Origin of the sequence: Pelagibacterium mangrovi, assembly GCF_036662815.1 — a bacterium.
Classification (GTDB): domain Bacteria; phylum Pseudomonadota; class Alphaproteobacteria; order Rhizobiales; family Devosiaceae; genus Pelagibacterium; species Pelagibacterium mangrovi.
In genome coordinates this window covers 64,037-87,987 of record NZ_JBAFXA010000003.1, presented here as the reverse complement: position 1 = coordinate 87,987, position 23,951 = coordinate 64,037, and the positions used below count along the sequence as shown (strand labels likewise).

23 protein-coding genes and 1 tRNA gene are annotated in these 23,951 nt (G+C 62.0%); 8 read left to right on the top strand and 16 right to left on the bottom strand.

Annotated features, from left to right (window positions below):
* Positions 1 to 2 precede the first annotated feature (2 nt).
* The 6 genes from tatA to V4T21_RS05525 form a co-directional block, all read right to left on the bottom strand.
* A complete protein-coding gene (gene tatA, locus V4T21_RS05550) occupies positions 3 to 242 on the bottom strand; it encodes a twin-arginine translocase TatA/TatE family subunit (RefSeq protein WP_332714267.1) in 240 nt (79 codons plus the stop codon).
* A gap of 149 nt (positions 243 to 391) precedes the next feature.
* On the bottom strand, positions 392 to 1,054 hold the full coding sequence (gene scpB / locus V4T21_RS05545; protein WP_332714265.1) for an SMC-Scp complex subunit ScpB: 663 nt from the start codon (positions 1,052 to 1,054) through the stop codon (positions 392 to 394).
* Positions 1,051 to 1,842: a segregation and condensation protein A gene (locus V4T21_RS05540; protein ID WP_332714262.1), complete on the bottom strand. Its 792-nt coding sequence runs from the start codon at positions 1,840 to 1,842 to the stop codon at positions 1,051 to 1,053. The genes scpB and V4T21_RS05540 overlap by 4 nt, the downstream gene beginning before the upstream one ends.
* A gap of 81 nt (positions 1,843 to 1,923) precedes the next feature.
* The gene (locus V4T21_RS05535; RefSeq protein ID WP_332714259.1) at positions 1,924 to 3,942 is read right to left on the bottom strand and encodes a hypothetical protein; all 2,019 of its coding nucleotides are present in this window, start codon (positions 3,940 to 3,942) and stop codon (positions 1,924 to 1,926) included.
* A gap of 83 nt (positions 3,943 to 4,025) precedes the next feature.
* Positions 4,026 to 5,777: an arginine--tRNA ligase gene (argS, locus tag V4T21_RS05530; protein ID WP_332714256.1), complete on the bottom strand. Its 1,752-nt coding sequence runs from the start codon at positions 5,775 to 5,777 to the stop codon at positions 4,026 to 4,028.
* A gap of 41 nt (positions 5,778 to 5,818) precedes the next feature.
* Positions 5,819 to 7,000, bottom strand: a complete 1,182-nt coding sequence (locus V4T21_RS05525; RefSeq protein ID WP_332714253.1) for a deoxyguanosinetriphosphate triphosphohydrolase — start codon at positions 6,998 to 7,000, stop codon at positions 5,819 to 5,821.
* 75 nt (positions 7,001 to 7,075) lie between these two features.
* Here V4T21_RS05525 and erpA point away from each other — a divergent pair, with 75 nt between their 5' ends.
* From erpA to xth, 3 genes are all read left to right on the top strand, one after another.
* Complete coding sequence (erpA, locus tag V4T21_RS05520; protein WP_332714251.1) at positions 7,076 to 7,426, top strand: iron-sulfur cluster insertion protein ErpA; 351 nt, start codon at positions 7,076 to 7,078, stop codon at positions 7,424 to 7,426.
* Positions 7,427 to 7,495: 69 nt separating this feature from the next.
* Positions 7,496 to 8,107 (top strand): LysE family translocator, encoded by a 612-nt coding sequence (locus tag V4T21_RS05515; RefSeq protein WP_332714248.1) that lies wholly within the window; start codon positions 7,496 to 7,498, stop codon positions 8,105 to 8,107.
* A 17-nt stretch (positions 8,108 to 8,124) separates the two neighbouring features.
* The gene (gene xth / locus V4T21_RS05510; RefSeq protein WP_332714245.1) at positions 8,125 to 8,931 is read left to right on the top strand and encodes an exodeoxyribonuclease III; all 807 of its coding nucleotides are present in this window, start codon (positions 8,125 to 8,127) and stop codon (positions 8,929 to 8,931) included.
* An 8-nt stretch (positions 8,932 to 8,939) separates the two neighbouring features.
* Here the strand turns inward: xth and V4T21_RS05505 are convergent, their stop codons facing one another.
* The 9 genes from V4T21_RS05505 to V4T21_RS05465 all read right to left on the bottom strand — a co-directional run bounded on the left by V4T21_RS05505 (position 8,940) and on the right by V4T21_RS05465 (position 21,567).
* Entirely contained in the window at positions 8,940 to 9,677 is a 738-nt protein-coding gene (locus tag V4T21_RS05505) for a tetratricopeptide repeat protein (RefSeq protein ID WP_332714242.1), read from the bottom strand.
* 671 nt (positions 9,678 to 10,348) lie between these two features.
* A complete protein-coding gene (locus tag V4T21_RS05500) occupies positions 10,349 to 13,165 on the bottom strand; it encodes a valine--tRNA ligase (protein ID WP_332714239.1) in 2,817 nt (938 codons plus the stop codon).
* A gap of 228 nt (positions 13,166 to 13,393) precedes the next feature.
* Positions 13,394 to 14,185, bottom strand: coding sequence for a DUF2497 domain-containing protein (locus V4T21_RS05495; RefSeq protein ID WP_332714236.1), 792 nt, complete (start codon positions 14,183 to 14,185; stop codon positions 13,394 to 13,396).
* Between the two features lie 227 nt (positions 14,186 to 14,412).
* Positions 14,413 to 15,801, bottom strand: coding sequence for a TolC family outer membrane protein (locus V4T21_RS05490; RefSeq protein ID WP_332714233.1), 1,389 nt, complete (start codon positions 15,799 to 15,801; stop codon positions 14,413 to 14,415).
* Between the two features lie 190 nt (positions 15,802 to 15,991).
* A complete protein-coding gene (locus V4T21_RS05485; RefSeq protein ID WP_332714230.1) occupies positions 15,992 to 16,645 on the bottom strand; it encodes a protein-L-isoaspartate O-methyltransferase family protein in 654 nt (217 codons plus the stop codon).
* Positions 16,646 to 16,717: 72 nt separating this feature from the next.
* Entirely contained in the window at positions 16,718 to 18,301 is a 1,584-nt protein-coding gene (locus tag V4T21_RS05480) for an ABC transporter ATP-binding protein (RefSeq protein ID WP_332714227.1), read from the bottom strand.
* On the bottom strand, positions 18,298 to 19,122 hold the full coding sequence (locus V4T21_RS05475) for an ABC transporter permease (protein ID WP_332714225.1): 825 nt from the start codon (positions 19,120 to 19,122) through the stop codon (positions 18,298 to 18,300). The genes V4T21_RS05480 and V4T21_RS05475 overlap by 4 nt, the downstream gene beginning before the upstream one ends.
* Positions 19,119 to 20,066 (bottom strand): ABC transporter permease, encoded by a 948-nt coding sequence (locus V4T21_RS05470; protein ID WP_332714223.1) that lies wholly within the window; start codon positions 20,064 to 20,066, stop codon positions 19,119 to 19,121. Before V4T21_RS05470 ends, V4T21_RS05475 begins: the two co-directional genes overlap by 4 nt.
* Before the next feature lie 22 nt (positions 20,067 to 20,088).
* Complete coding sequence (locus V4T21_RS05465; protein ID WP_332714221.1) at positions 20,089 to 21,567, bottom strand: ABC transporter substrate-binding protein; 1,479 nt, start codon at positions 21,565 to 21,567, stop codon at positions 20,089 to 20,091.
* A 195-nt stretch (positions 21,568 to 21,762) separates the two neighbouring features.
* Here V4T21_RS05465 and V4T21_RS05460 point away from each other — a divergent pair, with 195 nt between their 5' ends.
* The 4 genes from V4T21_RS05460 to V4T21_RS05445 all read left to right on the top strand — a co-directional run bounded on the left by V4T21_RS05460 (position 21,763) and on the right by V4T21_RS05445 (position 23,267).
* On the top strand, positions 21,763 to 21,987 hold the full coding sequence (locus V4T21_RS05460) for a hypothetical protein (RefSeq protein ID WP_332714218.1): 225 nt from the start codon (positions 21,763 to 21,765) through the stop codon (positions 21,985 to 21,987).
* A 112-nt stretch (positions 21,988 to 22,099) separates the two neighbouring features.
* Positions 22,100 to 22,432, top strand: a complete 333-nt coding sequence (locus V4T21_RS05455) for an I78 family peptidase inhibitor (RefSeq protein ID WP_332714215.1) — start codon at positions 22,100 to 22,102, stop codon at positions 22,430 to 22,432.
* 101 nt (positions 22,433 to 22,533) lie between these two features.
* Positions 22,534 to 22,956 (top strand): hypothetical protein, encoded by a 423-nt coding sequence (locus tag V4T21_RS05450; protein ID WP_332714212.1) that lies wholly within the window; start codon positions 22,534 to 22,536, stop codon positions 22,954 to 22,956.
* Between the two features lie 101 nt (positions 22,957 to 23,057).
* Complete coding sequence (locus V4T21_RS05445; protein ID WP_332714209.1) at positions 23,058 to 23,267, top strand: YMGG-like glycine zipper-containing protein; 210 nt, start codon at positions 23,058 to 23,060, stop codon at positions 23,265 to 23,267.
* 139 nt (positions 23,268 to 23,406) lie between these two features.
* Here the strand turns inward: V4T21_RS05445 and V4T21_RS05440 are convergent.
* Positions 23,407 to 23,483 (bottom strand) — tRNA-Asp (locus V4T21_RS05440).
* A gap of 247 nt (positions 23,484 to 23,730) precedes the next feature.
* Here V4T21_RS05440 and V4T21_RS05435 point away from each other — a divergent pair.
* Positions 23,731 to 23,940, top strand: a complete 210-nt coding sequence (locus V4T21_RS05435) for a hypothetical protein (protein ID WP_332714207.1) — start codon at positions 23,731 to 23,733, stop codon at positions 23,938 to 23,940.
* The last annotated feature ends 11 nt before the right edge of the window (positions 23,941 to 23,951 follow it).

Genomic DNA, 23,951 nt, shown 5'->3' with positions numbered 1-23,951 from the left:
CCTCAGACGTCCTTGCTGCGCTCGGCGTCCTTGGTCTGGTTCAGCGTGGGCTCGGCCTGGCCGGGCTTCTGGTCGATCGTGGCGACGGGCTTGTCGTCCGGCGTCTCTTCTTCGGCCATTCCCTTACGGAACGCCTTGATGCCGCCTGCAACTTCACCCATCAGGCCCGAAATCTTGCCGCGACCGAACAGCAGCAGCACGACGACCGCGATAATCAGAAGTCCCCAAGGTCCGGGATTCATGTGTACCTCCTAGATGTCGACGCAACTCGGTTGCGTCGACCGACCGATATCTTCGGCCCACAGATATTGATTATTGCTGGCGAAAACAAGGACTGACCGATCACCTGATCCACGTTATTGACGTCATCCGGTAAAATGGGTGTGTCCTGTCAATCCTGGCTTTCGGGCTCAAGTTCTCCCAGATCGTCGGGATCGAGCGGATCTTCGTCCTCACGCAGCGATCCGTCGAATGGCATGGGCACCTGAAAGCTCGCCGGAACCCGGCTCGAAAGCAGCCCTGCCCCCTTCAATTCCTCCAGCCCCGGCAGATCTCCAAGGCTTTCGAGCCCGAAATGATCGAGAAACGCTTCCGTCGTTCCATACGTCACCGGCCGACCCGGCGTGCGCCGGCGACCTCGCATGCGAACCCAGCCGGCCTCCATGAGCACATCGAGCGTACCCTTTGAAATGGAAACCCCACGAACCTCCTCGATTTCCGCCCGCGTCACCGGCTGATGATAGGCGATGATCGACAATGTCTCGAGTGCCGCCCGCGACAGCGGCCGCGTATCGGTTTCCTCCCGCCGAAGCAGGAAGTTCAGATCCTCGGCAGTCCTAAATGCCCATTTCGACCCGCGCTGCACGAGGTTTACCCCCCGTCGCGCATAAAGGGCCTGCAATTCGTCGATTAGCGAATCCACATCTGCAGCATCGGATAGGAAGGGTTTGATCGCATTGAGGTCGACCGGTTCTTCCGAAGCGAACAAAAGGGCTTCGAGGATGCGCAGATTGCGCTCCCTGATCTCGGCGACTTCGAATTCGTCGGCGCTCATTGCGGTTCGCCCCCTTGCCGCCTGCGCACCAGAAGCGGCGAAAATGCCTGCTGCTGCCGCAGTTCGACCTGCCCCAGCCGCACCAGTTCGAGCGAGGCGACGAAGCTCGATGCCATCGCCGTCACGCGCTCCTCCGGCCGCGCCAGATATTCGGCGAGATAGGTATCGAGCGAAACCCATTCATAACTTTGCCCGATCAATCTCTCGAGGATTTCCCGTGCGTCCTGCAACGCCCATACCGTCCTGTGATATGGCGAATATTCCGCCGGAATACCGCGCTCGCGCTGGGCCGCGTAAGCGCGCAGCAATTGATAGAGATCGGCTTCCCATAACGCATGGCGCGTAATCGAAACCGGCTCCGGCATGCCGCGCGCGAAAATCTCCCGCCCCAGCCGTGACCGATTCAGCAGCCGGCCCGCCGCCTCGCGCATCGCTTCAAGTCGCGCCAGGCGGAATTGCAGCAGCGCGGCCATTTCCTCGCCGCTCGGCTCTTCATCGTCCTGTTGCTGCGGCACCATCAGCCGGCTCTTGAGATAAGCCAGCCAGGCCGCCATCACCAGATAATCGGCGGCAATCTCGATCCGCTGCTGGCGAATGGATTCGATGAATGCCAGATATTGCTCGGCCAATGCCAGCACCGAAATCCCCGACAGATCGACCTTCTGCTTGCGCGCAAGATCGAGCAGCAGGTCGAGCGGACCTTCATAGCCGCCAACGTCCACGTGCAGCACAGCCGCTTCGGAACGTTCCGGCGTTTCGTCGAACCAGGGATTTGAGGTTTCAGCCATAATGTGCTGCTGGAAAATCGAAAGAGGGGAGCAGCATTGCCACTCCCCTCGATCCCGTCAAGTTGTCAGGAACCCTGCGGACTAATTGTCCATCACGAAACAATCGCCGCCCTGCCCCAGTATCGCGCCGCAGACCGAATTTGCGGCGGCCAGCGTGGGTTGGGGCAGCCGGACGCGGTAATAGATGCCGCGCTCCCCGAGATCGACCCGGCTCACCTCAGGCGTCGCACCATTGAAGAGCGAGCCATACTGAGCCTGCAACGTGGGAATACCCCCTCGCGCCTCTTCCTCGGTACGCTGCGATGAAAGCTGAACCCAGGCACCCACATTGGACGCTGCGGGAGCCTGTGCAGCCGGCGTGGCCGCCTGTGCCTGGGGAGGAGCCAAAGCGACGGTGTTTTCGGCCGCTGCCGGTGCCGCAGGCGTTGCAGGGACAGTGCTGGGCGCCGCCGCGGCCGTGAGCCCCGCCGGACGCGGGATCGGGCGAGGAGCCGTGGTATCGTCAGCGGTTGGCGCCGTCACGTCATCGCCCGCAAGTGGGGTCGCCGCATCGTCGGTCGTGTCTGCTGCCGTCTCCGTCACCCCCGCTGGGGCATCAAGCGCCGCCAACTGGGCATCGCCGCCATCGGCGGCCGCAGTAGTTTCGCCGGACATGGCCTGCGCGATTGCCTCTCCGATCGGATCGGCGGTCAAAGTGCTGTTGGGCACCGCAGGTACATCAGGCCGCTCGACCGGCAGGACGTTGGAGCCGGCAACGCTGTCGTCCGCCTGAACGATAGTCCCGTCGGGCCGCACGGTCACGGTTCGCACGGGGCGGTTGGCGAGTTCGGTTTCGCCCTCCTCCGGTGCCAGAACCTGGGCCACGTCAGCCCCGCTGGCACCACCCGTCTGGTCACGCGAAACCAGAGCTTCGTCTTCGGGCACCGCGGTATTGCCCTCGATTTCGTTGAAAACCACCGATTCGCTGGCGGCGGTCTCGGTCGGCGTCTGCTCAGCCTGCTCCTTGAGCGGCTGGCTATCGGCCGTCAGAACCGGAGCTTCGCCCGGCTCAGGCGGGCCGGAAAAGAAAGCGAAATAAACCCCGCCGATCAGCGCCACGATGGCGACGCCTGCCGCTATGGGCAAAACAAACCCATTGATCTTGCGGCGCGGACGTTCCTCCGCGTACTCGGCTTCTTCCTCGTCGAAATCCGCTGCGTCCTGACGCGCGCCAGCGACAGCGGACGGAGCGGAAAACAGCGGATCGGGAATCCGTTCACCCGTACTGTTCGAAAACTCGGACTCTGCCGCCACAGGCTCGGATCGCGATGTTTCCCAACCGTTTTCTTCCGGCACCGCGCGAGCATCGGGTTCCATTGCCGGCTCATTTCGCCGAAGCGACGCTCCAGTCGCCGCAGCAGCGGCCAAAATCGCCGATTCAGCGGCATTAACCGCCTCATCCGTCGGCTCATTGTCGAGATAGCTCGAACGCACCCGGCGCCCGGAGAATCCCGTATCGCCGGCATTGGCGCGCGCCGCCTCTCCGATCAAGGCTTCGATCTCGCTCAAAGGATCGTCGTCGCGCGCGTAAGCGGCGGGTTGTTCGACAGCCGAAACCGAGAATTCGTCGGCGCCTTGATAGCTCGGCGCAGCTTCGACCGGTTCCTGCTGAGAAATCTCATAGCCGACTTCTTCGGCCCATTCGCCATCCTGTTCGAAATCGCGGTCGTAGGCTTCTACTTCCGCATCGGCGATCAGTTCGGCGATCGGATCGGCGTCCGAAGCCTCCGAAGTTGGCGCTTCAACCGTCCCAAACCCGAAATCGAAATTGGCGGTCTGGTCATCCGCTGGCTGCGGCTCGTCCTGAGCAGGCCATTCGGGCTCCGGCTGCGGTTCATTGCGATCCGCAGGTTCGCCAAAGCTCTGCTCGGCTTGGTAGAAATCGTTCTGCACCGGCTCGTCCGGCGTCGTCTCGGGTGCCACCTGCGGCTCTTCGCGCCGATAGGCGTCGCTGTGAGTCGAGGTGTTGCGCGCATCCTGCGCCACAAGCCGCGCCAGTTCCGCGATCAGGTCGTCGGAGTCCTGCGCGGCGGCTGGCTGGTTGTGCTTGGTATTGTCCATAGAGCAGCGCCCCAAAAGTATTCGGCTTTGACTTGCCCTTCCCTTGAGCAGTGCACAGAACTATCCACAGCAATGCGCCGTAATTATGAAAGCTCTTGCGGTGCGCTAACGCCCAGAAGTTCAAGCCCGTTGCTGAGCACTCGGCGCACGCCATCCACAAGCGCGAGTCGAGCCAGCGTCAGTTTCGCGTCTTCGTCGTTAACAAAGCGTAAGCTGGGATCTTCCTTGCCCTTACCCCAGAACGCGTGAAACTGCGCGGCCAGTTCATGCAAGTAAAACGCAAGTCGATGCGGCTCATGCGCCCGCGCCGCCGCCGCAACCTGACGGGGCCAGGACCCCAGCGTGCGGATGATCTCGATCTCCTCGGGCGTCGAAAGCCGCGTAAGGTCTGCGCTCTGCAACGCCTCTACTGATGTATCGAGCTCCGGCAAGTCTCGCTGCGCATTGCGGAACACCGAATACGTCCGGGCATGCGCGTATTGCACATAGAACACCGGATTGTCCTTGCTCTGCTCCTTGACCAGCGCGAAGTCGAAATCGAGCGGCGCGTCGTTGCGGCGGAACAGCAGCATGAACCGCGTCGCATCCACACCAACCTCTTCCACCACATCAGCAAGCGTCACCAAGTCTCCGGAACGCTTGCTCATTTTCACTGGCTCGCCGTTCCGAAGCAGCTTGACGAGCTGGCAGAACCGCACATCGGCCACAGCCTTGCCGTCGGAAACGGCCTTCACCGCCGCCTGGATACGCGTCGCGTACCCCGCATGATCGGCGCCGAGCACATCGATCAGCGTCGTGAACCCGCGCTCGACCTTGTTGCGGTGATAGGCAATATCGGCAGCGAAATAGGTATAGCTGCCATCAGATTTGATCAGCGGCCGGTCGACGTCGTCACCGAATTGGGTGGCGCGGAACAGCGTCTGCTCCCGGTCTTCCCAATCCTCGGGCGCCTTGCCCTTCGGCGGCTCAAGCCGCCCCTCGTAAACCAGCCCCCGCTCACGCAGCCAGTCGAGCGTCAGGTCGATATCGCCCCCCTGCCCGTGCAGCGTCTTTTCCGAAAAGAAGACATCATGCTCGATATTGAGCTTTTTGAGGTCCGCCTTGATCAGTTCCATCATCGCGGCCAGCACGTGCTGCTTGACCGGAGCCATCCACGCCTGTTCCGGCTTGTCGAGCAGGCTGTTGCCAAATTCGGCCACCAGCGACTGGCCCACCGGCACGAGGTATTCGCCCGGATAGAACCCGGCGGGAATTTCGATCGCTTCCCCCAGCGCCTCGCGATAGCGAAGATAAGCGGACCGCGCCAGCGTATCGACCTGCGAGCCCGCATCGTTGATGTAATACTCGCGCGTCACGTCATAGCCGGAATAAGCCAGCAGCGAGGCGAGCGCATCGCCGAATACGGCGCCCCTCGTATGTCCGACATGCATCGGCCCGGTCGGATTGGCGGAAACGAATTCCACGTTGACCTTCTCGCCCCTGCCCACATCGGCGCGGCCGAAATCGGTTCCCATCGCGGCGACGGATGCCAGCACCTCGTACCAAACGGACGGTTTCAAGCGGAAATTGATGAACCCCGGCCCTGCGATATCGACCGCATCCACATCGGTATCATCGGCAAAATGCCCGGCCAGAGCCGTTGCGACTTCGCGCGGGTTCTTGCCCAAAGGCTTTGCCACGACCATCGCCGCGTTAGTCGAGAGGTCTCCATGGGCAGCATCGCGCGGCGGCTCCACGACGACACGCGACAAGAGTTCGGTGTTGTCGGCCAGCTCGGGAAAGCTCGCTTTCAGCGCATCGGCGACGCGCCCTTCAAAAAGGGCAAACACATCCATGGAAGGAAACCTGTGGTCTAACTGGAAAACAGGCGTGCCGGTTACCGGAAATCCGGACGCTCGTCAAACAAGCGGGCATATTCGTCCAGCGCGAACGGATCGGTCATTCCCGCGACGAAATCGCCGACGATCCTGGCGCGCTGCTCATCGACCGCCGCCTCGTGGTATGCCGCGCCCCATCGTCCGGGCATGTCGCCACCAGCCATATAGGCATCGAACAGGCGCCCCACCACCGCTTCGCTCCTGCGCACGGGCTCCATCACGCGCTCGTCGCGATAGACCTTGGCAAACAAGAACCGCTTGAGCTCGCCTTCCGCCACGGCCATCTCCTCGGGAAACCCGATCAGCGTCCGCCCGGCATGTCGCACCTCATCGGCACTTTTCGGCGCAAACGCCGCGATGCGCTCCGCGCTATCGGTGATGACGTTTTCGATCGTCCGCGTAATCAGCCGCCGTTGCACCTCATGCATCTGTCTGCGGCCATCGAGCCCCGGCCAGAGATCGAGCACTTCCCGCGCGAGCGGCCCCACCAGCGAAACCTCGACCAGATCGTCGATGGACAACAGCCCTGCCCGCACCGCGTCATCGATATCATGGGCATTATAGGCGATATCGTCGGCAATCGCCGCCACCTGAGCTTCAAGGCTGGCATAGGTGTCGGCCATGAGATCGCAGCTTGCCGGGATATCCGCCAAGGCCTTTTCCATATCCTGCCCATGCCGTGAAGCACCTCCGATCACCGGGCCATTGTGCTTCAATATCCCTTCGAGCGTTTCCCAGGTAAGGTTGAGCCCATCATGCTCGGCATACCGATTTTCGATCAACGTCACGACCCGCAGCGCCTGCACATTGTGGTCGAACCCGCCCCATGGCGCCATCTTGTCGGCCAACACGCGCTCCCCCGCATGCCCGAAGGGCGTATGCCCCAAATCATGGGCCAGCGCGACCGCCTCGGCCAGATCCTCATTGAGCCTGAGCGCCCGCGCGATGGACCGCGCGATCTGGCTCACCTCCAGCGTATGGGTCAGCCGGGTACGAAAATGCTGCCCTTCATGATGGAGAAACACCTGGGTTTTGTGCTGCAATCGCCGGAATGCCGTGGAATGGATGATCCGATCCCGGTCACGCTGGAACTCGTTCCGCGTCGGGCTGGCGCTGGGCCGATGGATGCGTCCCCGTGAATGCGATGGATCTGCGGCATAGGAAGCCTGCATATCACTCATGCGGGAGTGCCCCTTTTCATCGTAGCCTTACGATATTAAGTTGAACCGTAATCGAAAGCGGATCGTTTAAGCGCCATGACCGACACCCAACTAGCACCAAACCAAGTGGTTTTGACAGACCGCGCCGCCAAGCGCATCAACCGTATCGCGGCCAAGGAAGAGCCGGGCACCGTGCTTCGCATATCGGTCGCCGGCGGCGGCTGTTCGGGTTTCCAGTACGAATACAACCTCGTCAAGGAAGACCCCACCGAAGACGATCTGGTTCTCACGCGAGATGGCGCCACCGTCTATATCGATTCGATGAGTCTTGAATTCATGGGTGGCGCCGAGATCGATTTCGTCGATGATCTGATCGGCCAGTCGTTTCAGATCAAGAACCCTAACGCGGTCGCCTCATGCGGCTGCGGCACGAGCTTCTCAGTCTGACCCACGTCATTTTCGGGTAGAACCGCCATTCTTTCCATGCTTGTCTGAGGCACGCTTGGAGGGAAAAGCATGACGGTCGAATTCCTGCTCACCGCCCTGATTGTCTGTCTGCTTCCGGGCACCGGTGTGCTCTACATGCTCGCCATCGGCCTCACGCGCGGTTTCAAGGCTTCGATCGCCGCCGCATGCGGCTGCACGCTGGGCATCGTCCCCTCCGCGCTTGCTTCCATCGTCGGTCTCGCCGCGATCTTCCACACCAGCGCCTTGGCGTTTCAGGTTCTGAAATATCTCGGCGCCGCTTATCTGCTCTATATGGCCTGGACGATGCTGCGCGATGGCGGGGCCATGAGCTTCAAGGCGGCGCCAACCCCCGCATCGATGTCGAAAGTGGCGATCAACGGCACGCTCATAAACGTGCTCAATCCCAAGCTGAGCCTGTTCTTCCTCGCCTTCCTGCCCCAGTTCGTGCCGCTCGATACGCCCCACGCCACCGAAACGATGCTGTTGCACGCCGCCGTGTTCATGGCGATAACCTTCGTAACCTTCATCGGCTACGGAGCCTGCGCCGCGCTGGCGCGCGACTATGTCATCTCCCGCCCTGATGTGCTCAAATGGATTCGGCGCAGCTTCGCGGCAACCTTCGGGTTCATGGGCCTGCGCCTCGCCCTGTCGGACCGGTAGATTTCGGAGATTTTTTCATGCGCATCGCCACCTGGAACATCAACGGCATCAATGCGCGCCTCCCAGCCGTTCTCGCTTGGCTCGATGAGGTCAAACCCGACATCGTGGGCCTGCAGGAGATCAAGTGCCTCGACGAGAATTTTCCCAGCGCCGAGTTCGAATCGCGCGGCTACAACGTCGCGACCCATGGCCAGAAAAGTTTCAACGGCGTCGCGCTGCTCTCCAAGCTTCCGTTCGATGAAATCCATCGCGGCTTGCCGGGCAATGACGAAGACCCGCAATCGCGCCTGATCGAGGGCGTATTTTCCACCGAAGATGGCGGCGTGGTTCGTGTGTGCAACATCTATCTGCCCAACGGCAATCCGGTGGACACCGAGAAATTCCCCTACAAACTGGGCTGGATGGATAGGCTTTACGATTTCGTGGAGCAGCGCCTCGCCTATGAGGAGCCGTTCATTCTCATGGGCGATTTCAACCTCATCCCCACCGGCCATGATTGCCACGATCCCAGCGTATGGTGGGGTGACGCCCTCTTCCGCCCGGAAAGCCTCGAAAAGTGGCGCCGCCTCCTCAATCTCGGCCTGACCGACGCCCTGCGCGCCACCACGAACGACAAGGTCTTCACCTTCTGGGATTTCCAGGCCGGTGCGTGGCGCCGCAACGCCGGCATCCGCATCGATCACCTGCTGCTCTCACCTCAAGCGGCGGATCGCCTGAACGGCGTCAAAATCCACAAGGATACGCGCGGCTGGGACAAACCGTCCGACCACGTTCCCGTCGAGGGCGATTTCGCTCTCGTAGGATTCTCGGCGAAAGCGGCCTGAGAGAACCGTTAAAACTGGGCGAACTGCCCGCTGAGCGTGTCGGCGGCTCTAACGGCCGCTTCGGCTTCCGCCGGATCGGCCGTAGCCATCGCCGCATTCATCAATTCATGAATCCAGCCTTCATCGGCCGTCCCCAGCGCGCCGCGATAAGCGATGTTGAGCCACATCAGCCCTTCCACGGGCTGCGCCTGTATTCCTTCGCCCTTGATCAGCAGTTCGCCGAGCCGAGCCTGAGCGCCCGGATGGCCCTTGCGGGCCGCCAGCGACAGCCAGCGCGCGCCCTGAAGCGGGTTCATGCCCAGCTCGTCGGGGTTTAGGTAAAGCATCCCCACGCGATACTGCGCATCCGCGTCTCCGAAATAGGTCGCGGCATGCATCAGCAGCGTATGCCCACGCGACGTATCCTCGGGGATTCCCGCGTCAGGTACGCCATGCATGAAATAATCGCCGATCTTGACGAAGGATTGCGCGACGATATCGGCATCGAGCGAACTCGGAGGGGCGTCCGCGTTCTCGTTTGCGATACGCGAAAAATACTGGAATGCCTTGGCAGGATCCTTTTCGACGCCCGCGCCGGTTTCGTACATGACGCCCAATTGCCACAGGGCTATCGGCTGGCCGGCCGAAGCGGCGCCTTCGAGTGCGGAAACCAGATTGTCACCGCTCAGCTCGGTCGCATTGGCTCCATCGAGCATCTGCGCGAGCTCCTGCGCCGCATCGAGCGCGCTCTGCGCTCTGGCGGGCAACGCGGTTCCGACCGCAAGTAAAGCTGAACAGGCCGCAGCCAGAGCGAACGCGGCACTCCTTGCACTGGACATCACACACCTTCTCGCGCCCCGTTCCGACGTTTGGCGCACGGCTGAATGCACGCGCCCCACGTCCCCGGGAAACTCTACAGTATCGAAATGGGCGACAGATCGTGTGTCCGCCACCACCCTGTTGTTAGTCTTGTTGTTTTTTATTCCGGCGGCGTTAAACAACCGCCCGGCCAGATTGTGCCGTATGGCGGACCCCGCCGTTGGGACCGCCAAAAGCGGTCCTTTCAGTTCATTGGAAGAAAGGTACCGATCCATTGTGTCCGCATTAAAGCAATCGCTTTTCGTGCGAACGGCAGGCGTCTCGGTCCAAAGGACCGCCAGATCACTGCACTGGATTGCGCCGGTGGACATCTACCCTGCTCCTGGTCCGTCGGCAGGGAAGCGATTTCCCTCCACTCGGACTTTCCGGCAGGCACAGGCATTGGGGCGCTAAACACACAGCGCCCATATTGCCATATCCGCCCACCGCCAACCTTTGTCGGGCTGGTTTAGGGTAAGATTGTGGCGCAGTCCCTTAGCAAACCGTGACCGCACTGGGCGCGATCACGAGTCTGGTTCACATGTAGTAAAATTGTCACAAGATGGAGGTGCAGGACGTCTTACGACAGGCTCTCCAGCGCCTGACGCAGCTTTTCCCGGCGCGCCTGGGCTTCGCCAAGACGCTCCTTCTGCTCCACCACGATCTCTTCGGGAGCCTTGGCCAGGAACTGCTCGTTGCCGAGCTTTTTCTCCAGCCCGCCAATCTCGCCCTCGAGCTTCTTGATATCCTTTCCGAGTCGCTGCCGTTCGGCATCGATATCGATGAGGTCGGCAAGCGGAAGCCCCCAATTGGCCTCTCCCACGACGAACTGCGCGGAGCTTTGCGGAATCGATCCCGCCGTCTCGATCGTCGAAACGCGAGCCAGCCGCTCAATGGCGGCGCGATGCGTCCCGATCCTGGCGATCGTCTCCTCATTGGCCCCGACCACGACCAGCGGCACCTTGGCGCCTGCCGGAACGTTCATCTCGGTGCGCACCGACCGAATCGCCGAAATCACCTCAATGAGCCAACTCAGTTCCGCATCGGCCTCCGGATAAGCGATACCGTCGAGCGCGGGCCACTCCGAAAGCATCAGGAAGCCATCGCGAGCAGGCCCGACCTTGCCGGTCTCCGCCCAAAGCTCTTCGGTGACGAACGGCATGAACGGATGCAGCATTTTCAGAATCTGGTCGAGCGCCCACGCTGCCGTCGCCCGCGTCTCGGCCTTGGCGGCGGCATCCTCTCCAGACAGCGTCGGCTTGGCCAGTTCCACGAACCAGTCGCAGAACGTGCCCCACACGAAATCATAGGCGTGGTTTGCCGCTTCGTTGAACTTGTAGTCCTCGATAGCCCGCGTCACATTCGCCGCAGCCTTCGCCGTCGCGCCGGCGATCCACCGGTTGAGCGAGTCCGAAAGCGTCGTCGGATCGAACCCTTCAACCCTCACGCATTCGTTCATCTCGAGGAACCGCGCCGCGTTCCAGAGCTTGGTGACGAAGTTCCGGTAGCCCTCCACCCGCGAGGTCGCGAGCTTGATATCACGCCCCTGCGCAGCCATCGCCGCAAGCGTGAACCGGGTCGCATCGGCCCCATAGGCATCCACCAGCTCAAGCGGATCGATGACGTTGCCCTTGGACTTCGACATCTTCTGGCCCTTCTCGTCGCGGACCAGCGCATGGACATAAATCGTCTCGAAAGGCTCTTCACCCGTAAATTCAAGACCCAGCATCATCATCCTGGCAACCCAGAAGAAAATGATATCGAACCCCGTCACCAGGGTGGCGGTGGGATAGTAGGTCTTGAGTTCGTCGGTCTTCTGCGGCCACCCCATGGTCGAGAACGGCCACAAGCCCGATGAGAACCAGGTATCCAGCACGTCCTCGTCGCGCGTCAGCGCAACCGGCTCGCGGTAATGGGCCTCGGCCAGCTTGGCCGCACCCGCTTCGTCATAGTCGACGAACACTTCGCCATCGGGCCCGTACCAGGCCGGAATCTGGTGTCCCCACCAGAGTTGACGCGAAATGCACCAGGGCTGGATGTTGTCCATCCAGTTGAAATAGGTGTTTTCCCAATTCTTGGGCACGAACTTCGTCCGGCCTTCGCGCACCGAGGCAATCGCCGGCTTGGCCAGCACATCCGCCTTCACGAACCACTGGTCAGTCAGGAACGGCTCGATGACCACCTTCGAGCGATCGCCGAACGGCTGCATGATCTTCTTGTCTTCAACCTTGATCATCAGCCCTTCGGCGTCGATATCGGCCACGATCCGCTTACGCGCCTCATAGCGGTCGAGCCCGCGATATTCGTCCGGCACGATGTTGATCGCCGTTGTCGTCTCGTCGTCGAACTCGATCTCGCCGCGCGCAATGGCCTGGGCGATCTGCGCCTGTTCGGCATAAGGCGCCCCGTCGGCCCGCATGACGGCGCGAGTGTCGAGCAGCGAATACATCGGAATGTCGTTGCGCCGGGCGACTTCATAGTCGTTGAAATCGTGCGCGCCGGTGATCTTGACCGCGCCGGAGCCGAATTCGGGGTCCGGATACTCATCGGTGATGATCGGGATCAACCGCCGATGCTCCTTGGGACCAACCGGGATTTCGCACATCTTGCCCACGATCGGCGCATAGCGCTCGTCATCGGGATGCACCGCAACAGCGCCATCGCCCAGCATGGTTTCGGGCCGCGTCGTCGCGATCGAAATATAGTCGCGCTCCTCTTCAAGGATGACGTTCCCCTCGTCGTCCTTCTCGATATAGGTATAGGTCTCGCCGCCGGCCAGCGGGTATTTGAAGTGCCACATATGGCCGTTGACTTCGCTGTTCTCCACTTCGATGTCGGAGATCGCCGTCTCGAACCTCGGGTCCCAGTTGACCAGCCGCTTGGCGCGATAGATCAGCCCCTTGCGGTACATCTCCACGAAAACGTGCAGAACCGCCTCGGACAATCCCTCGTCCATGGTGAACCGCTCGCGCGACCAGTCGCACGACGCCCCCAGCCGCTTGAGCTGGTTGAGGATCGTTCCCCCGCTCTCGGCCCTCCACTCCCAGACCTTCTCGATGAATTTCTCACGCCCGATCTCACGGCGCCCCGGCTCCTGCCGCTCCATCATGCGGCGTTCGACCACCATCTGGGTGGCGATGCCCGCATGGTCGGTACCCGGCTGCCAAAGCACGTTCTTGCCCCGCATGCGCTCGAAGCGCACCAGAACGTCCTGGATGGTATTGTTGAGCGCGTGCCCGATATGGAGCGAGCCGGTCACGTTGGGGGGCGGAATGACGATCGAATAGCTCTCGGCACCGGGCTTGCTCCCGGCCCCCGCCTTGAAAGCCCCAGCGCCTTCCCAGGCCTGGTAAATGCGCCCTTCAACCGAAGACGGTTCGTAGGTCTTTTCGATCATCTTTGCCGATACCTGTCACTTGAATGCCCGAACCGCCCGACGTTCAGCCGCCAGACGATCCGACCCGCCCGAGCCTGCGGCGCTGCAAACGGCTATCATTTTTGCCGTCGGGAAGCGTCACAAAACAACGACCGAGGTCATTTCAGCGTCCTTGCGAAACGATGAAATGACCTCGAGCGAGTCTCGAAAAAAATTTGTCTATGTGTAAAGCCAAGCCGGCCGGTGAAGTCAACCGCCGCGCGATACCCGTTCGATCTCTTGAGCGACGATCCGCTCGACCATGGAAGGCAGGTTTTCTTCCAGCCAATCCTTGAGCATGGGCCGCAGCATCTCACGGATCATCGTTTCGATGGTCAACCCGCCCGCTCCCAATGCCAGATCAGGGGTGGGCTTGGGCGTATCGAGCTTGGCGAACGCACTGCGCACCGCCGCGCTCGTTGCCGGCTCCAGCAGTTCCTCGACGAGATCGTCGCTCAGATCGGGATCGGGCATCGGCGCTGCCTGGGCGAAACCCGCGAGGTTGGGAGCGGCAACCGTTTCCGCCTTTGCCTGGGGCTGAGCCGCAGGACGCGGCTCCTCTTCCTTGTCCTGCGCGAACGCAATATCGTCCGGCATGACCAGATCCGCCACGGCCTCGAAGCTGGCCGCAACCGGCTCGTCCTGAACCTCGGGCTCGGGCTCGGCTTCCGTCGGGACATCCTTGACGATCTGCTCGGGCGAAAGCGCCAGCGGCGGAACGATGTCGTCGTCATCGTCGCTGAACGGGTCGATCTCCGCCAGTGCGGGAACCGGCTCAGGCGCTGGAACGGGCTTTAGCGCCACAGCCTTGGGCGACGGCATCTTCTGGGCCGCAGCCTCGTCGTCATCGGCGATGATCTGCCGGATCGACGAGAGAATCTCGTCCATTGTCGGTTCTTTGGATGCCGGCTGATTCATGTCTGCCCCGCTTTCGGGTGCCTCGACGAAAATCGCCGTCGAAGGCACCGCAAACTCTCTCTGGCCGTCGTGGCCATCACTCATGCTGGGCGCCCCAACGGCGCGAGACCGTTGATTCGCTTTACGTTATCTTAACGCGAGAGTTTTGCGCCCGAAAAGAGAAAGGCTCCGCTGCGCCGCGGTAATCCACGGAAAAGCGGAGCCAAAATCCTCTTGGAAAAGGGACACGCCCTTTTCAATCGCGAAAAACGTTAAAAACCAAGGCTTTAAACAGGCCTGCGTTTCCACCAATGGAAGAAACCACTAGGTATTTACCGCAATCCGCTCCAGGCATCTCTCGTTTCCGGCGCAGCGGCCGGAACGATGACATCACCTTCCACCGTGCGCGGCTGAACCGGAAGACCAAGCGAGGTGGCCGTCATCCGTCCCGTTGCCGAGAGCAGCGAATAGCTGGCGAGCGCGCGCTGGGCCTGGGCCTGCACGAGCTGTTCTTCGGCCGCCAGCAAATCCGCACGCGCGTCGAGAACATCGAGGGTCGTCGCCTGCCCCAGTTCGTTCTGGTCGATCACCGCGTCGAGCGCCAGTCGGCTCGCCGCGACCGCCGCCGTGGTCGCTTCGATCTGCGCGGTGGCCGTCTGCACGCCTGCCCACCCGCTGCGGATCGCCTCTTCGAGGGTGTTGTAGGTGGAAAGCGATTGCAACTCGCTGCTGATCCGCGCCAGATTTGCGCGCTCAACACTCGGGTCGCGGGTCGGCGTAAAGATCGGCACCGAAAGGTTGAGCCCGATCTGCGCCTGCTGGGTCACACCATCGGTTCCGGTAAACCCGCTGACGCCTGCGCCGGCGCTCAGCGAAAGCTGCGGTCCGAAGCTGGCGTCGACCTGATCGGCCTGGTGTGCCGCAGCCCGCACCTGCGCCTGCGACGCCAGAAGGGCCGGATGGGCCGTACGCGCCGCTGCCAATGCTGAATCGATGGAACCGGGCATGCTGGCGGTTATAAAACCGCTCGAAAGGCCGCCGGGCGCACGGCCCACATTGAGCTGGTACGACGCTTCGCTGGAAAGCAGGCTCGCACGCGCCGCCTGAAAGGCAGCCGTTGCCTGCGCCACTGCGGCCTGTGCCTGAGCCACGTCGAGTTCGGTTCCCTCGCCGAGTTCCAGCCGGTCGCGCGCGGACTGCAACTGCGCGCCCACGAAGCCGAGGTTTTCCTCGGCGATCTGCACCAGCCGCCGATCGCGCAGCACGTTGAAATACGACGTCGCGGCGCTGAGCAGAACCGTCTGCTCGGTGTTGGCCGCCGAATAGGCCTGCGCCTCGTAAGCCGCCTGTGCGGCGAGCATCCCTGCGTCGCTCGCGAAATTGTCCCAGAGATTCTGCGAATAGTTGAGCCCGATGCTGTCGCTGGTGCTCGAACTGCGTCCGCCGACCGTCTGTCCGGTAATCGGGTTGACCCCCTCCGGTGAATTGGTGAACGTCTGATTGAGGCTCAACTGCGCCCCGATGGTCGGCAGATGCGCCCCGCCGGCTTGAACCACGTCCTGCCGCGCGCTGCGGACAGAGACGAATGAGGACGCAATTTCCGGATTGTTTTCATAGGCATAGGCGAGAGCAGACGTCAGGCTTTCCGCCTGTGCCCCCGTTGCCGTAGTCAGCCCCAACAGCGCAACAGCGCCAAATTTCATTACGCGATAAAACAACATTGCTGCGGCCTCCAGCGCCACGCCCCATTCCTATGGGCCTGCTAGTCCGTATTCAACGCCAAACGGACGCCTTATCCAATTTTTAATGTCGGCAACATTGCATCAAGATTGCATCAGTTGTGAGTCGGCAACACTCGGTCCGAAGCAAAGCATGTCAAGCGGAAAATAAACGAGGACTTCCAACTTCTTGTCAGAACACAAATTCCGGCGCCGGGGCAATCGCACTCAGCGGCGGCAGGCTGACATTGAACGTAGGCGTCCCGGCCACGTCCTCGCCCGATTTGACGTAGAGATGGGCAACCGCTGCATTACCGTCCCCGAGCACCGCAACCAGCCGCCCGCCATCGCGAAGCTGTGCAAACAGTGCCGCGGGCACTTCGTCAACCGAACCTTCGAGGATGATGACGTCGAACGGCGCTTCCCTGGCCAGCCCCTGTTCGACCCGCCCGGCGACCACTGCCGCATTGCCGATATCGAGATCGGCGAGAATATCGTTCGCCTTGCCCGTCAGCACCTCGTCGCTCTCCAACGCCACCACGGCATTGGCCAGCGCGGAAAGCACGGCCGTCGAATACCCCGTGCCGCACCCCACATCGAGCACCACATCCTGGCTGCCCACGTCGGCCAGTTGCACGATGCGCGCGAAATCGGCGGGCGCCACCAGCGTCCTACCGGGCGAAAGCGGAATGTCCTCGTCGCTATAGGCAAAGGAGGCCCGATGGTCGGGAACGAAGCGCTCCCGAGGCACGCGGTTCATCGCATCGAGAATCCGCCAATCGGTAATGCCGCTGGTCCGCAACTGATTGTCGACCATAGTGCGGCGTGCGCGTGCAAAATCCACCATCGTTCAATGCCCCAGTCGTGATTGTAGCGCCGATATGCGGTCAATACCGTTGCCCGCTACCCCATGCAAGCCTCAGCCCGTCGCAAGGCGCGGCGTCGCGGCAACCAGCGCCTTGGTATAGTAGTCGCGCGGATGGTCGAGCACCTGTTCCGTCGGCCCCTCTTCCACGATTCGTCCCGCGTGCATCACCAGCACACGGTCGGTGATGGCCCGGACCACCTCCAGATCATGAGCGATGAAAAGATAGGCGATTTGCGATCGCCTGGAGATCTCGGCCAGAAGGTCGAGCACCTGAGCGCGGATCGATACATCGAGCGCCGAAACCGCTTCATCGAGCACGATCAGCGCCGGCTCCACGATCAGCGCCCGCGCAATCGCGATCCGCTGGCGCTGCCCGCCCGAAAATTCATGGATATACCTCTCAGCGGCCTCCGGCCCGATCCCGACGGCGTCGAGCACCCGCCCGACGAGCACGTCCCGCTCCTTGCCACGTGGCGCATCCTCTCCCAGAAGATGCAGCGGCTCGGCCACTAGTCGGGCAACCTTGTGGCGCGGATCGAACGAGCCGTAAGGGTCCTGAAACACCATCTGCATATCGCGCAGCCGCAGCTTTGCCGCGCGGCCCGCCGCACCGACCGGTTGCCCCGCAAATTCGATCCGCCCTTCGGTCAACCGATCGAGGCCCAGAATTGCGCGTGCGAGCGTCGATTTTCCACTCCCGCTCTCGCCAACCAGCCCCACGCTCTCGCCTCGGCCAATCGCAAAACCCACGCCATCCAGCGCCCTGAACAGTTTTCGCGGCCCAAGCGACAGCCCGTGCCCGAGTGTATAGTCCTTGACCGCCCCCTCCACTCGCAGCAGCGCTTCGCCCGCCACCTCGCGCTCCAACCTGCGCGGTACGTGCCGCGTCGCGGCCAAAAGCCTTTGCGTGTATGCATGCTGCGGCGCCGCGATCAAGGCACGCGCCGGCCCGGCTTCAACAACCCGCCCGGCCTCCATCACGGCAATAGCGTCGGCCATCTGCGACACCACGGCCAGATCGTGGGTGATCAGCATCAGGGCCATGCCCTCCTGGCGCACGAGCCCGGCAAGCAGATCGAGAATCTGCGCCTGCGTCGTGACGTCCAGCGCCGTGGTCGGTTCGTCCGCGATCAGCAGCTTGGGCCGCAGGGCAATCGCCATGGCAATTCCCACGCGCTGCCTCTGGCCGCCTGAAAGTTCATGCGGATAGCGCGTTGGCGAAATGCTTGCCAACCCAACCCGCTCCAGGGTTTCGGTCGCCAGCGTCCTCGCCTCTGCCTTCCCCATTCGCCGATGAACGCGGACGGTTTCCGCCACCTGATCGCCGACGGTCATCAGTGGATTGAGTGCAGTCATCGGTTCCTGAAAAATCATGCCGATCGCGTCGCCGCGCAACGCATTCATCTCGCCCTCGCCGGCGGCCACCAGATCGCGCCCCTCGAGCATGACCCGACCCGTCCGCACGGCTCCAGCAGGCAAAAGTCCCATGACCGACAACGCCGTAAGCGATTTTCCCGATCCGGATTCGCCGACCAGCCCCAGCACTTTACCCGCCCCGATCTCCAGCGACACCCCATCGAGAATGGGTGCTTCGCCAATCGCAAGACTCAACCCCTCGATCTTGAGAAGGCTCATGCCGCCCTCCCACGCAAACGCGGGTCGAAAAGGTCCCGTAGCCCATCTCCCAGAAGGTTCAGCCCCAGCACCGAAAAGACGATGGCCAGCCCCGGCACCAGCGCCACATGCGGCGCCAGCGCGATCATCGTCTGCGCTTCGGCCAGCATCCTCCCCCAGCTCGGCAGCGGCGGCTGGGCGCCCAGCCCTACATAAGCCAGTCCCGCCTCCGCCAGAATTCCGAGCGAGAACTGGATCGTCGCCTGCACGACCAGCATGTTGCCGATATTGGGCAGTATGTGTTCGAGCGAAATCAGCGCCCTGCCCTTGCCCGCCAGCCGCGCTGCCATGATGAATTCGCGCTGCCAGATCGACAGCGCCGCCCCCCGCGTCAGCCGTGCGAACACCGGAATGTTGAAAATTCCGATCGCGATTATCGCATTGATCGCCCCCGGCCCGAACACCGCCGTGATCAGGATGGCGATGATCAGCGCCGGAAAAGCGAACACCAGATCGTTGCCGCGCATGATCATATCGTCGATCCAGCCGCCCGACCGCGCAGCGGCGACCAGCCCCAGCGGCACGCCAGCCGCCATCCCCAGCCCGACCGCGACCAGCGCAACGGCAATCGACGTCCGCGCGCCCACCAGAACCATCGAGAAGATATCGCGCCCGAAGTGATCGGTGCCCAGCCAATGTTCGCCGCCCGGTGCCTGCAACCGCGCGCTAACCGAAATCTGCGTCACATCGAATGGCGTCCAGAACAATGAGACCAGCGCCGTCGCGGCCAGCAATCCGGTCAGCGCCGCGCCGATCCAAAGGTTGAGCCCCGCCCGCCTCATCGCCCACCCTTCCGCAGGCGCGGGTCGATCGCCGCGTAGCCGATATCGACGAGGAAGGTGACCAGGATCACTGCAAAGACCAGGATCATCACCACCGAGCGCACAACGATCAGATCCCGCGCCGAAATCGCCTGAAACGCCAGCCGCCCCAGACCCGGTAGGTAGAAAACGTTCTCGATGATGATCGCGCCCGCCAGAAGAAACGAGAACTGCAGCCCCATGATGGTCAGCACCGGGATCAGCGCGTTGCGGAACGCGTGGCGCCACAGCGCCTGTGTCCGTGAAAGCCCCTTGGCGCGCGCCGTGCGCACATAGTCCTCATCAAGCGTATCGAGCAGGCTCGACCGCATCACCCGCGCCAGGATCGCCGCCTGCGGCAAGGCCAGAGCGACGGCCGGAAGAGTCAGCGCCGCCAGCGCCGCCCCCGGATCGTCCCATCCGGGAAATCCCCCGGACGAAAACCAGCGCAGCGTCACCGAGAACAGCAGCACCAGCAACATGGCGAACCAGAAATTGGGCAGCGCGATGCCGATCTGCGCCAGCCCCATCGCCCCGAAATCGACAGGCGTGTTGCGTTTGCTCGCCGCCAATGCGCCCAACGGAATACCGATCAGCACCGCCAGCCCCAGCGCGTAGATGGCCAGCGGCAGCGACACCCACAGCCGCGCGCCGATTAATTCGGCCACCGGCACCCGATATGTGTAGCTGATCCCGAAATCGCCCCGCGCCATGCCCCCGATCCAGTCCCAGAACCGCACGGGAAGCGGCACGTCGAGCCCTAATTGGCTCCGCAGCGCCGCAAGCGCTTCGGGCGAAGCGTTGAGCCCGAGCATGAACCTGGCCGGATCGCCCGGCAGCACCTCGAGGACGAAGAAAATAACCACGCTGGCGACCACGAGGCTGACCGCCAGCGAAATCGCGCGGCGCAGGACGAAGCTCAGCATCGCATCGCTCGTCCTCGCCGCATCACTGTGCCCAATACACCTTGGTCAGATCGGTCGCCTGCGTCGGGGCGTTCACCCACATCCCCTCGAGTTCCACGCGCTCCACCCCCGCCTTGGCGAGCTGGAAGATGTAGGCGTTGACGAAATTCTCAGCGATGTTGCGCTGCAGATCGCCCAGCAAGCCATTGCGGGCTTCGGTGTCTGTCGTGCGGCTGAGTTCGTCCCACAGGGCTTGAAACTCCGGCGCGCCATAGCCGAAATAATAGTCCTCGCGCCCGTAAATCTCGATATCCATCGGCTCGGTATGCGAGATGACCGTCAGGTCGAAATCCCCGTTCCCGAACACCTGTTCGAGCCATTGCGCCCATTCGACATTGACGATGTCCGTCTCAATGCCGACCTCGCGCAACTGCGCCGCGATGATCTCCCCGCCGCGCCGGGCATACACCGGGGGCGGTAGAGCGAGCGACAGCCGCACCCCTTCCACGCCCGCTTCGGCCAGAAGCTCCCGTGAACGCTCCGGATCATAGGCCGACAACTCCGTCAGATCGACATAGGCCGGATGATGCGGCGCGAAATGCGTCCCGATCGGCGTTCCATATCCGAACATCGCCCCATCGATCACTGCCTGCCGGTCGATGGCATGCGCAATCGCCTCACGCACCAAAACGTCGTCGAGCGGCTCGCGGCGATTGTTCATCGCCAAAATCGTCTCACCCTCGGTCGTCCCCACCACCACTTCGAAACGCGGATCAACCTCCAGCTGACTCAAGGTTTCGGGAGCCGGAAACACCGAAAACGCATCAACGTCCTCGGCCATCATCGCCGCGAACGCCGCAGTGGGGTCGGAGATGAACCGGAACGTTGCCCGCTCCAGCAGCGCCGGCTCGCCCCAATAATCCTCGTTGCGCACCAGCGTTACGCTGTCGCCTTGCCGCCAGCCCTCGAACCGGAACGGTCCCGTGCCCACGGGGTTCGTCACATTGGTTTCAGCGCTTTCCGGCGCCACGATCACCGCATCGCCCCACGCCATGTTGAAGGGAAAGCTACCATTGGGGCGATCCAGCGTCACGACGACCGTCATATCGTCCGCCGCCTCGACGGTTTCGATATCGTCGAACAGGAATTTCTGCGCGTTGACCGATCCATCGCCCCTCGCCCTGTCGAGAGAAAAGACGACATCCTCGGCCGTCATCGCGCTGCCATCATGAAACGCCACGCCCTCGGCCAGATGGAATGTGTAGGTAAGCCCATCCTCGGAAACGTCCCAACTCTCGGCCAGCGCCGGCAGAATGTCTCCGTCCGGCCCGAACCGCGTCAGCCCCTCAAAGACATTGGCATAGACCACCTCGTCGATGGCCGCGGCCGCATTGGATGTCGGATCGAGATGGGGCGGTTCGAGCACCAAGCCTACGACGATATCGGTTCGCTGCGCCATGGCCGGTCCCATGGAAAAGACCACCCCGGCCAGAACGATTGCGATCCGAAGAGCTTGATGCATCGAAATTATTCCTTCCATCCCCTTGACCGGCGGCCGATTCTCGCCGGTTATTTTCCCGGCCAACCCATATGCGTGATCGTCCGGCAACACAACGGCGCCCGCCTTTGGGAACATTGTTGGCAGGATGGACATTGTCCTTGCATTCGCCACACTTATATTGCCAACGATTGAGTAACGATAAAACAGGGGGTTGAGATGGCCCGCAACGAAAATTCGCTTCTTTTGCGTCTGCGCGCCCGCCGCGCCCAGGCCGCCATGACGGCGCCGGAACCCGAGTGGGTGGAAAATTTGCGCGATCTCGGCCTGATGCTTTCGGGCATCTATCAGGATCTCAGAGGCGATGCGCGGGAAAGCTACGGCCATTTTTACCGCTGGGTGAAGGGTGGCCTGCGCAAGCTGGTTTCCCCTCGAGACAATTAAACAATTAAGCGGCTCAATTTCGCCAAAGCCACAAGGCCGGGATCGTTTTCCGGCCTTTTTCGTTGTCCGCTTGCAGTTTACCGGGATTGAGTATCACCAAGAGGAGACGTGCATGCCCCCCATCAAAACCAGATCATCCGCCCTGGCCGGTTTCGCCTTGGTCTCGGCGCTTGCCCTCGCCGGCTGTTCGAGCACGACCAATCCGCCCGACACGTCCATGCCGCCGCCGGTCGATTGCGGTGCACAGGCGCTCTCCGGCAAAACCGGACAGTCGGTCATCGGCAGCACCGCCCAGGACGTCCGCGTAGGCGGAGAATCGATAGCAGTCCCTGGCTCGATCCGCGTCATCACTCCAGGCATGGCCGTCACCCAGGATTTCCGCGCCGACCGCCTCAATCTTGAGGTTGATGCCTCCGGAAATCTCGTTCGCGTCTATTGCGCATAGAATTTTCCCCAACGTCAGAAGCCGGGCACATCGCGCGCCCGGCTTTTTCATGAAACCGACTGGTCCCTCGCCGCATTTCCTTCTCATTTCAGGAGATTGCAATGCGACAGATACTTTTGACTTTAACGCTCTGGCTCGCTCCAGCCCATGCCGTTCTCGCCATCGAGTGCCTCAACGGCCAATCCTCCGATATTCTTGCGATAGAGTCATGGGAGCTGCGCGACGGCGCCGGCCCCGACGACGAACGCGCCATCGCCATCACCCTGGAGCTCCAGGGCGATCTGGGCATCCGCCTCATAGACGGCACGATCCGCTTCGAGGACGTGCTGGGCGACCGGGTCGCCGAATTCATCCTCGAACGCGCCGAAGGAATCGTGCCGGGCCAACCCTATATTCATGACGAAATTATCGCAGGCACCGTCCTTGAACGCCTCGAACAACTCCATCCGGACGATATCGCCTCAATCGCCTGCGTCAGTGCCCTTGTCTATGAGGACGGCACGCTCCAGGAGTTCCGACAATAAGGCACGCTCAGCGTCCATTTGCCGAAATATCGCCACGGTTGGGACAAGCTGGCCCCATAGAGATTCTGGCGTTGTTTCCACACCTTGGAGGATTCGTATCCATGAAAAAGCTCGCCTCTACCGCGCTGATCGTCGTTGGCGCCCTGTCCCTCACCGCCTGCACCTCGACGCAGCAAAATCTGACTGGCGCCGCAATCGGCGGCGCGACCGGAGCTGCCTTGGGCGGCGCGGTCGCGGGAACCCCGGGCGCCATCCTCGGTGCGGCCGGCGGTGGCGCTGCTGGCGTGGCGATCTCCGAAGAAATGCGCTGACCCGCTCAGCATCCACGTTTGTGAGAATGCAGAAATGGGGCCAGGCTTTACAGCCTGCCCCATTTTCATATCCGACGCTAACGACCGAAAGGTGCTTTCAACGGAAAGCACCTAAACATCTGAAAACTTTGGAAGAAAGTGGCGGGAGTGACGGGGCTCGAACCCGCGACCTCCGGCGTGACAGGCCGGCGCTCTAACCAACTGAGCTACACCCCCTTGCGTGTCGGAAGCGCTTCGGCCCCCGCAAGGTGGGCTTCGTTTAACGGGGACCCCTGTGCAAGTCAAGCGGCTTCCCATCCGCTTTTGTGAAGAAAATGTACTTTCCGTGTCACCGCCGATCCGAACGCCTTTGAAAGGCCCGTAACTCCTTGAATTTCCGAATAGCTTTCGCCATCTAAAAAGCTGTCCCGGAGTGACCTTGGCTGCTAGGATTATTCCACAGCCTTCGATTGGAGCCCAATCCATGCGACTCGATGCCATAGCGCTCGCCATCGTCATCGTCTTTGCGCTGCTCTGGCTGGGGGTGACCGTCACCGGCATCATCGCCGCCGTGCCGTTCGGCGTCCTCGGGCTCGTCCCGATCGCGATTGTCATCGGGCTGCTGGTCGTCGTCATCTATCAGCGGCTCAGCAATGCCGAAGATGACTATTACGACAAGAACGTCGACAAATAGGAGCTGCCTCG

Bases quoted from the DNA above. Each gene is read 5' to 3' on its own strand.
- tatA (WP_332714267.1), bottom strand. From the start codon at position 242: ATGAATCCCGGACCTTGGGGACTTCTGATTATCGCGGTCGTCGTGCTG.
- scpB (WP_332714265.1), bottom strand. From the start codon at position 1,054: ATGAGCGCCGACGAATTCGAAGTCGCCGAGATCAGGGAGCGCAATCTG.
- V4T21_RS05540 (WP_332714262.1), bottom strand. From the start codon at position 1,842: ATGGCTGAAACCTCAAATCCCTGGTTCGACGAAACGCCGGAACGTTCC.
- V4T21_RS05535 (WP_332714259.1), bottom strand. From the start codon at position 3,942: ATGGACAATACCAAGCACAACCAGCCAGCCGCCGCGCAGGACTCCGAC.
- argS (WP_332714256.1), bottom strand. From the start codon at position 5,777: ATGGATGTGTTTGCCCTTTTTGAAGGGCGCGTCGCCGATGCGCTGAAA.
- V4T21_RS05525 (WP_332714253.1), bottom strand. From the start codon at position 7,000: ATGAGTGATATGCAGGCTTCCTATGCCGCAGATCCATCGCATTCACGG.
- erpA (WP_332714251.1), top strand. From the start codon at position 7,076: ATGACCGACACCCAACTAGCACCAAACCAAGTGGTTTTGACAGACCGC.
- V4T21_RS05515 (WP_332714248.1), top strand. From the start codon at position 7,496: ATGACGGTCGAATTCCTGCTCACCGCCCTGATTGTCTGTCTGCTTCCG.
- xth (WP_332714245.1), top strand. From the start codon at position 8,125: ATGCGCATCGCCACCTGGAACATCAACGGCATCAATGCGCGCCTCCCA.
- V4T21_RS05500 (WP_332714239.1), bottom strand. From the start codon at position 13,165: ATGATCGAAAAGACCTACGAACCGTCTTCGGTTGAAGGGCGCATTTAC.
- V4T21_RS05495 (WP_332714236.1), bottom strand. From the start codon at position 14,185: ATGAGTGATGGCCACGACGGCCAGAGAGAGTTTGCGGTGCCTTCGACG.
- V4T21_RS05490 (WP_332714233.1), bottom strand. From the start codon at position 15,801: ATGTTGTTTTATCGCGTAATGAAATTTGGCGCTGTTGCGCTGTTGGGG.
- V4T21_RS05485 (WP_332714230.1), bottom strand. From the start codon at position 16,645: ATGGTGGATTTTGCACGCGCACGCCGCACTATGGTCGACAATCAGTTG.
- V4T21_RS05480 (WP_332714227.1), bottom strand. From the start codon at position 18,301: ATGAGCCTTCTCAAGATCGAGGGGTTGAGTCTTGCGATTGGCGAAGCA.
- V4T21_RS05475 (WP_332714225.1), bottom strand. From the start codon at position 19,122: ATGAGGCGGGCGGGGCTCAACCTTTGGATCGGCGCGGCGCTGACCGGA.
- V4T21_RS05470 (WP_332714223.1), bottom strand. From the start codon at position 20,066: ATGCTGAGCTTCGTCCTGCGCCGCGCGATTTCGCTGGCGGTCAGCCTC.
- V4T21_RS05465 (WP_332714221.1), bottom strand. From the start codon at position 21,567: ATGCATCAAGCTCTTCGGATCGCAATCGTTCTGGCCGGGGTGGTCTTT.
- V4T21_RS05460 (WP_332714218.1), top strand. From the start codon at position 21,763: ATGGCCCGCAACGAAAATTCGCTTCTTTTGCGTCTGCGCGCCCGCCGC.
- V4T21_RS05455 (WP_332714215.1), top strand. From the start codon at position 22,100: ATGCCCCCCATCAAAACCAGATCATCCGCCCTGGCCGGTTTCGCCTTG.
- V4T21_RS05450 (WP_332714212.1), top strand. From the start codon at position 22,534: ATGCGACAGATACTTTTGACTTTAACGCTCTGGCTCGCTCCAGCCCAT.
- V4T21_RS05445 (WP_332714209.1), top strand. From the start codon at position 23,058: ATGAAAAAGCTCGCCTCTACCGCGCTGATCGTCGTTGGCGCCCTGTCC.
- V4T21_RS05435 (WP_332714207.1), top strand. From the start codon at position 23,731: ATGCGACTCGATGCCATAGCGCTCGCCATCGTCATCGTCTTTGCGCTG.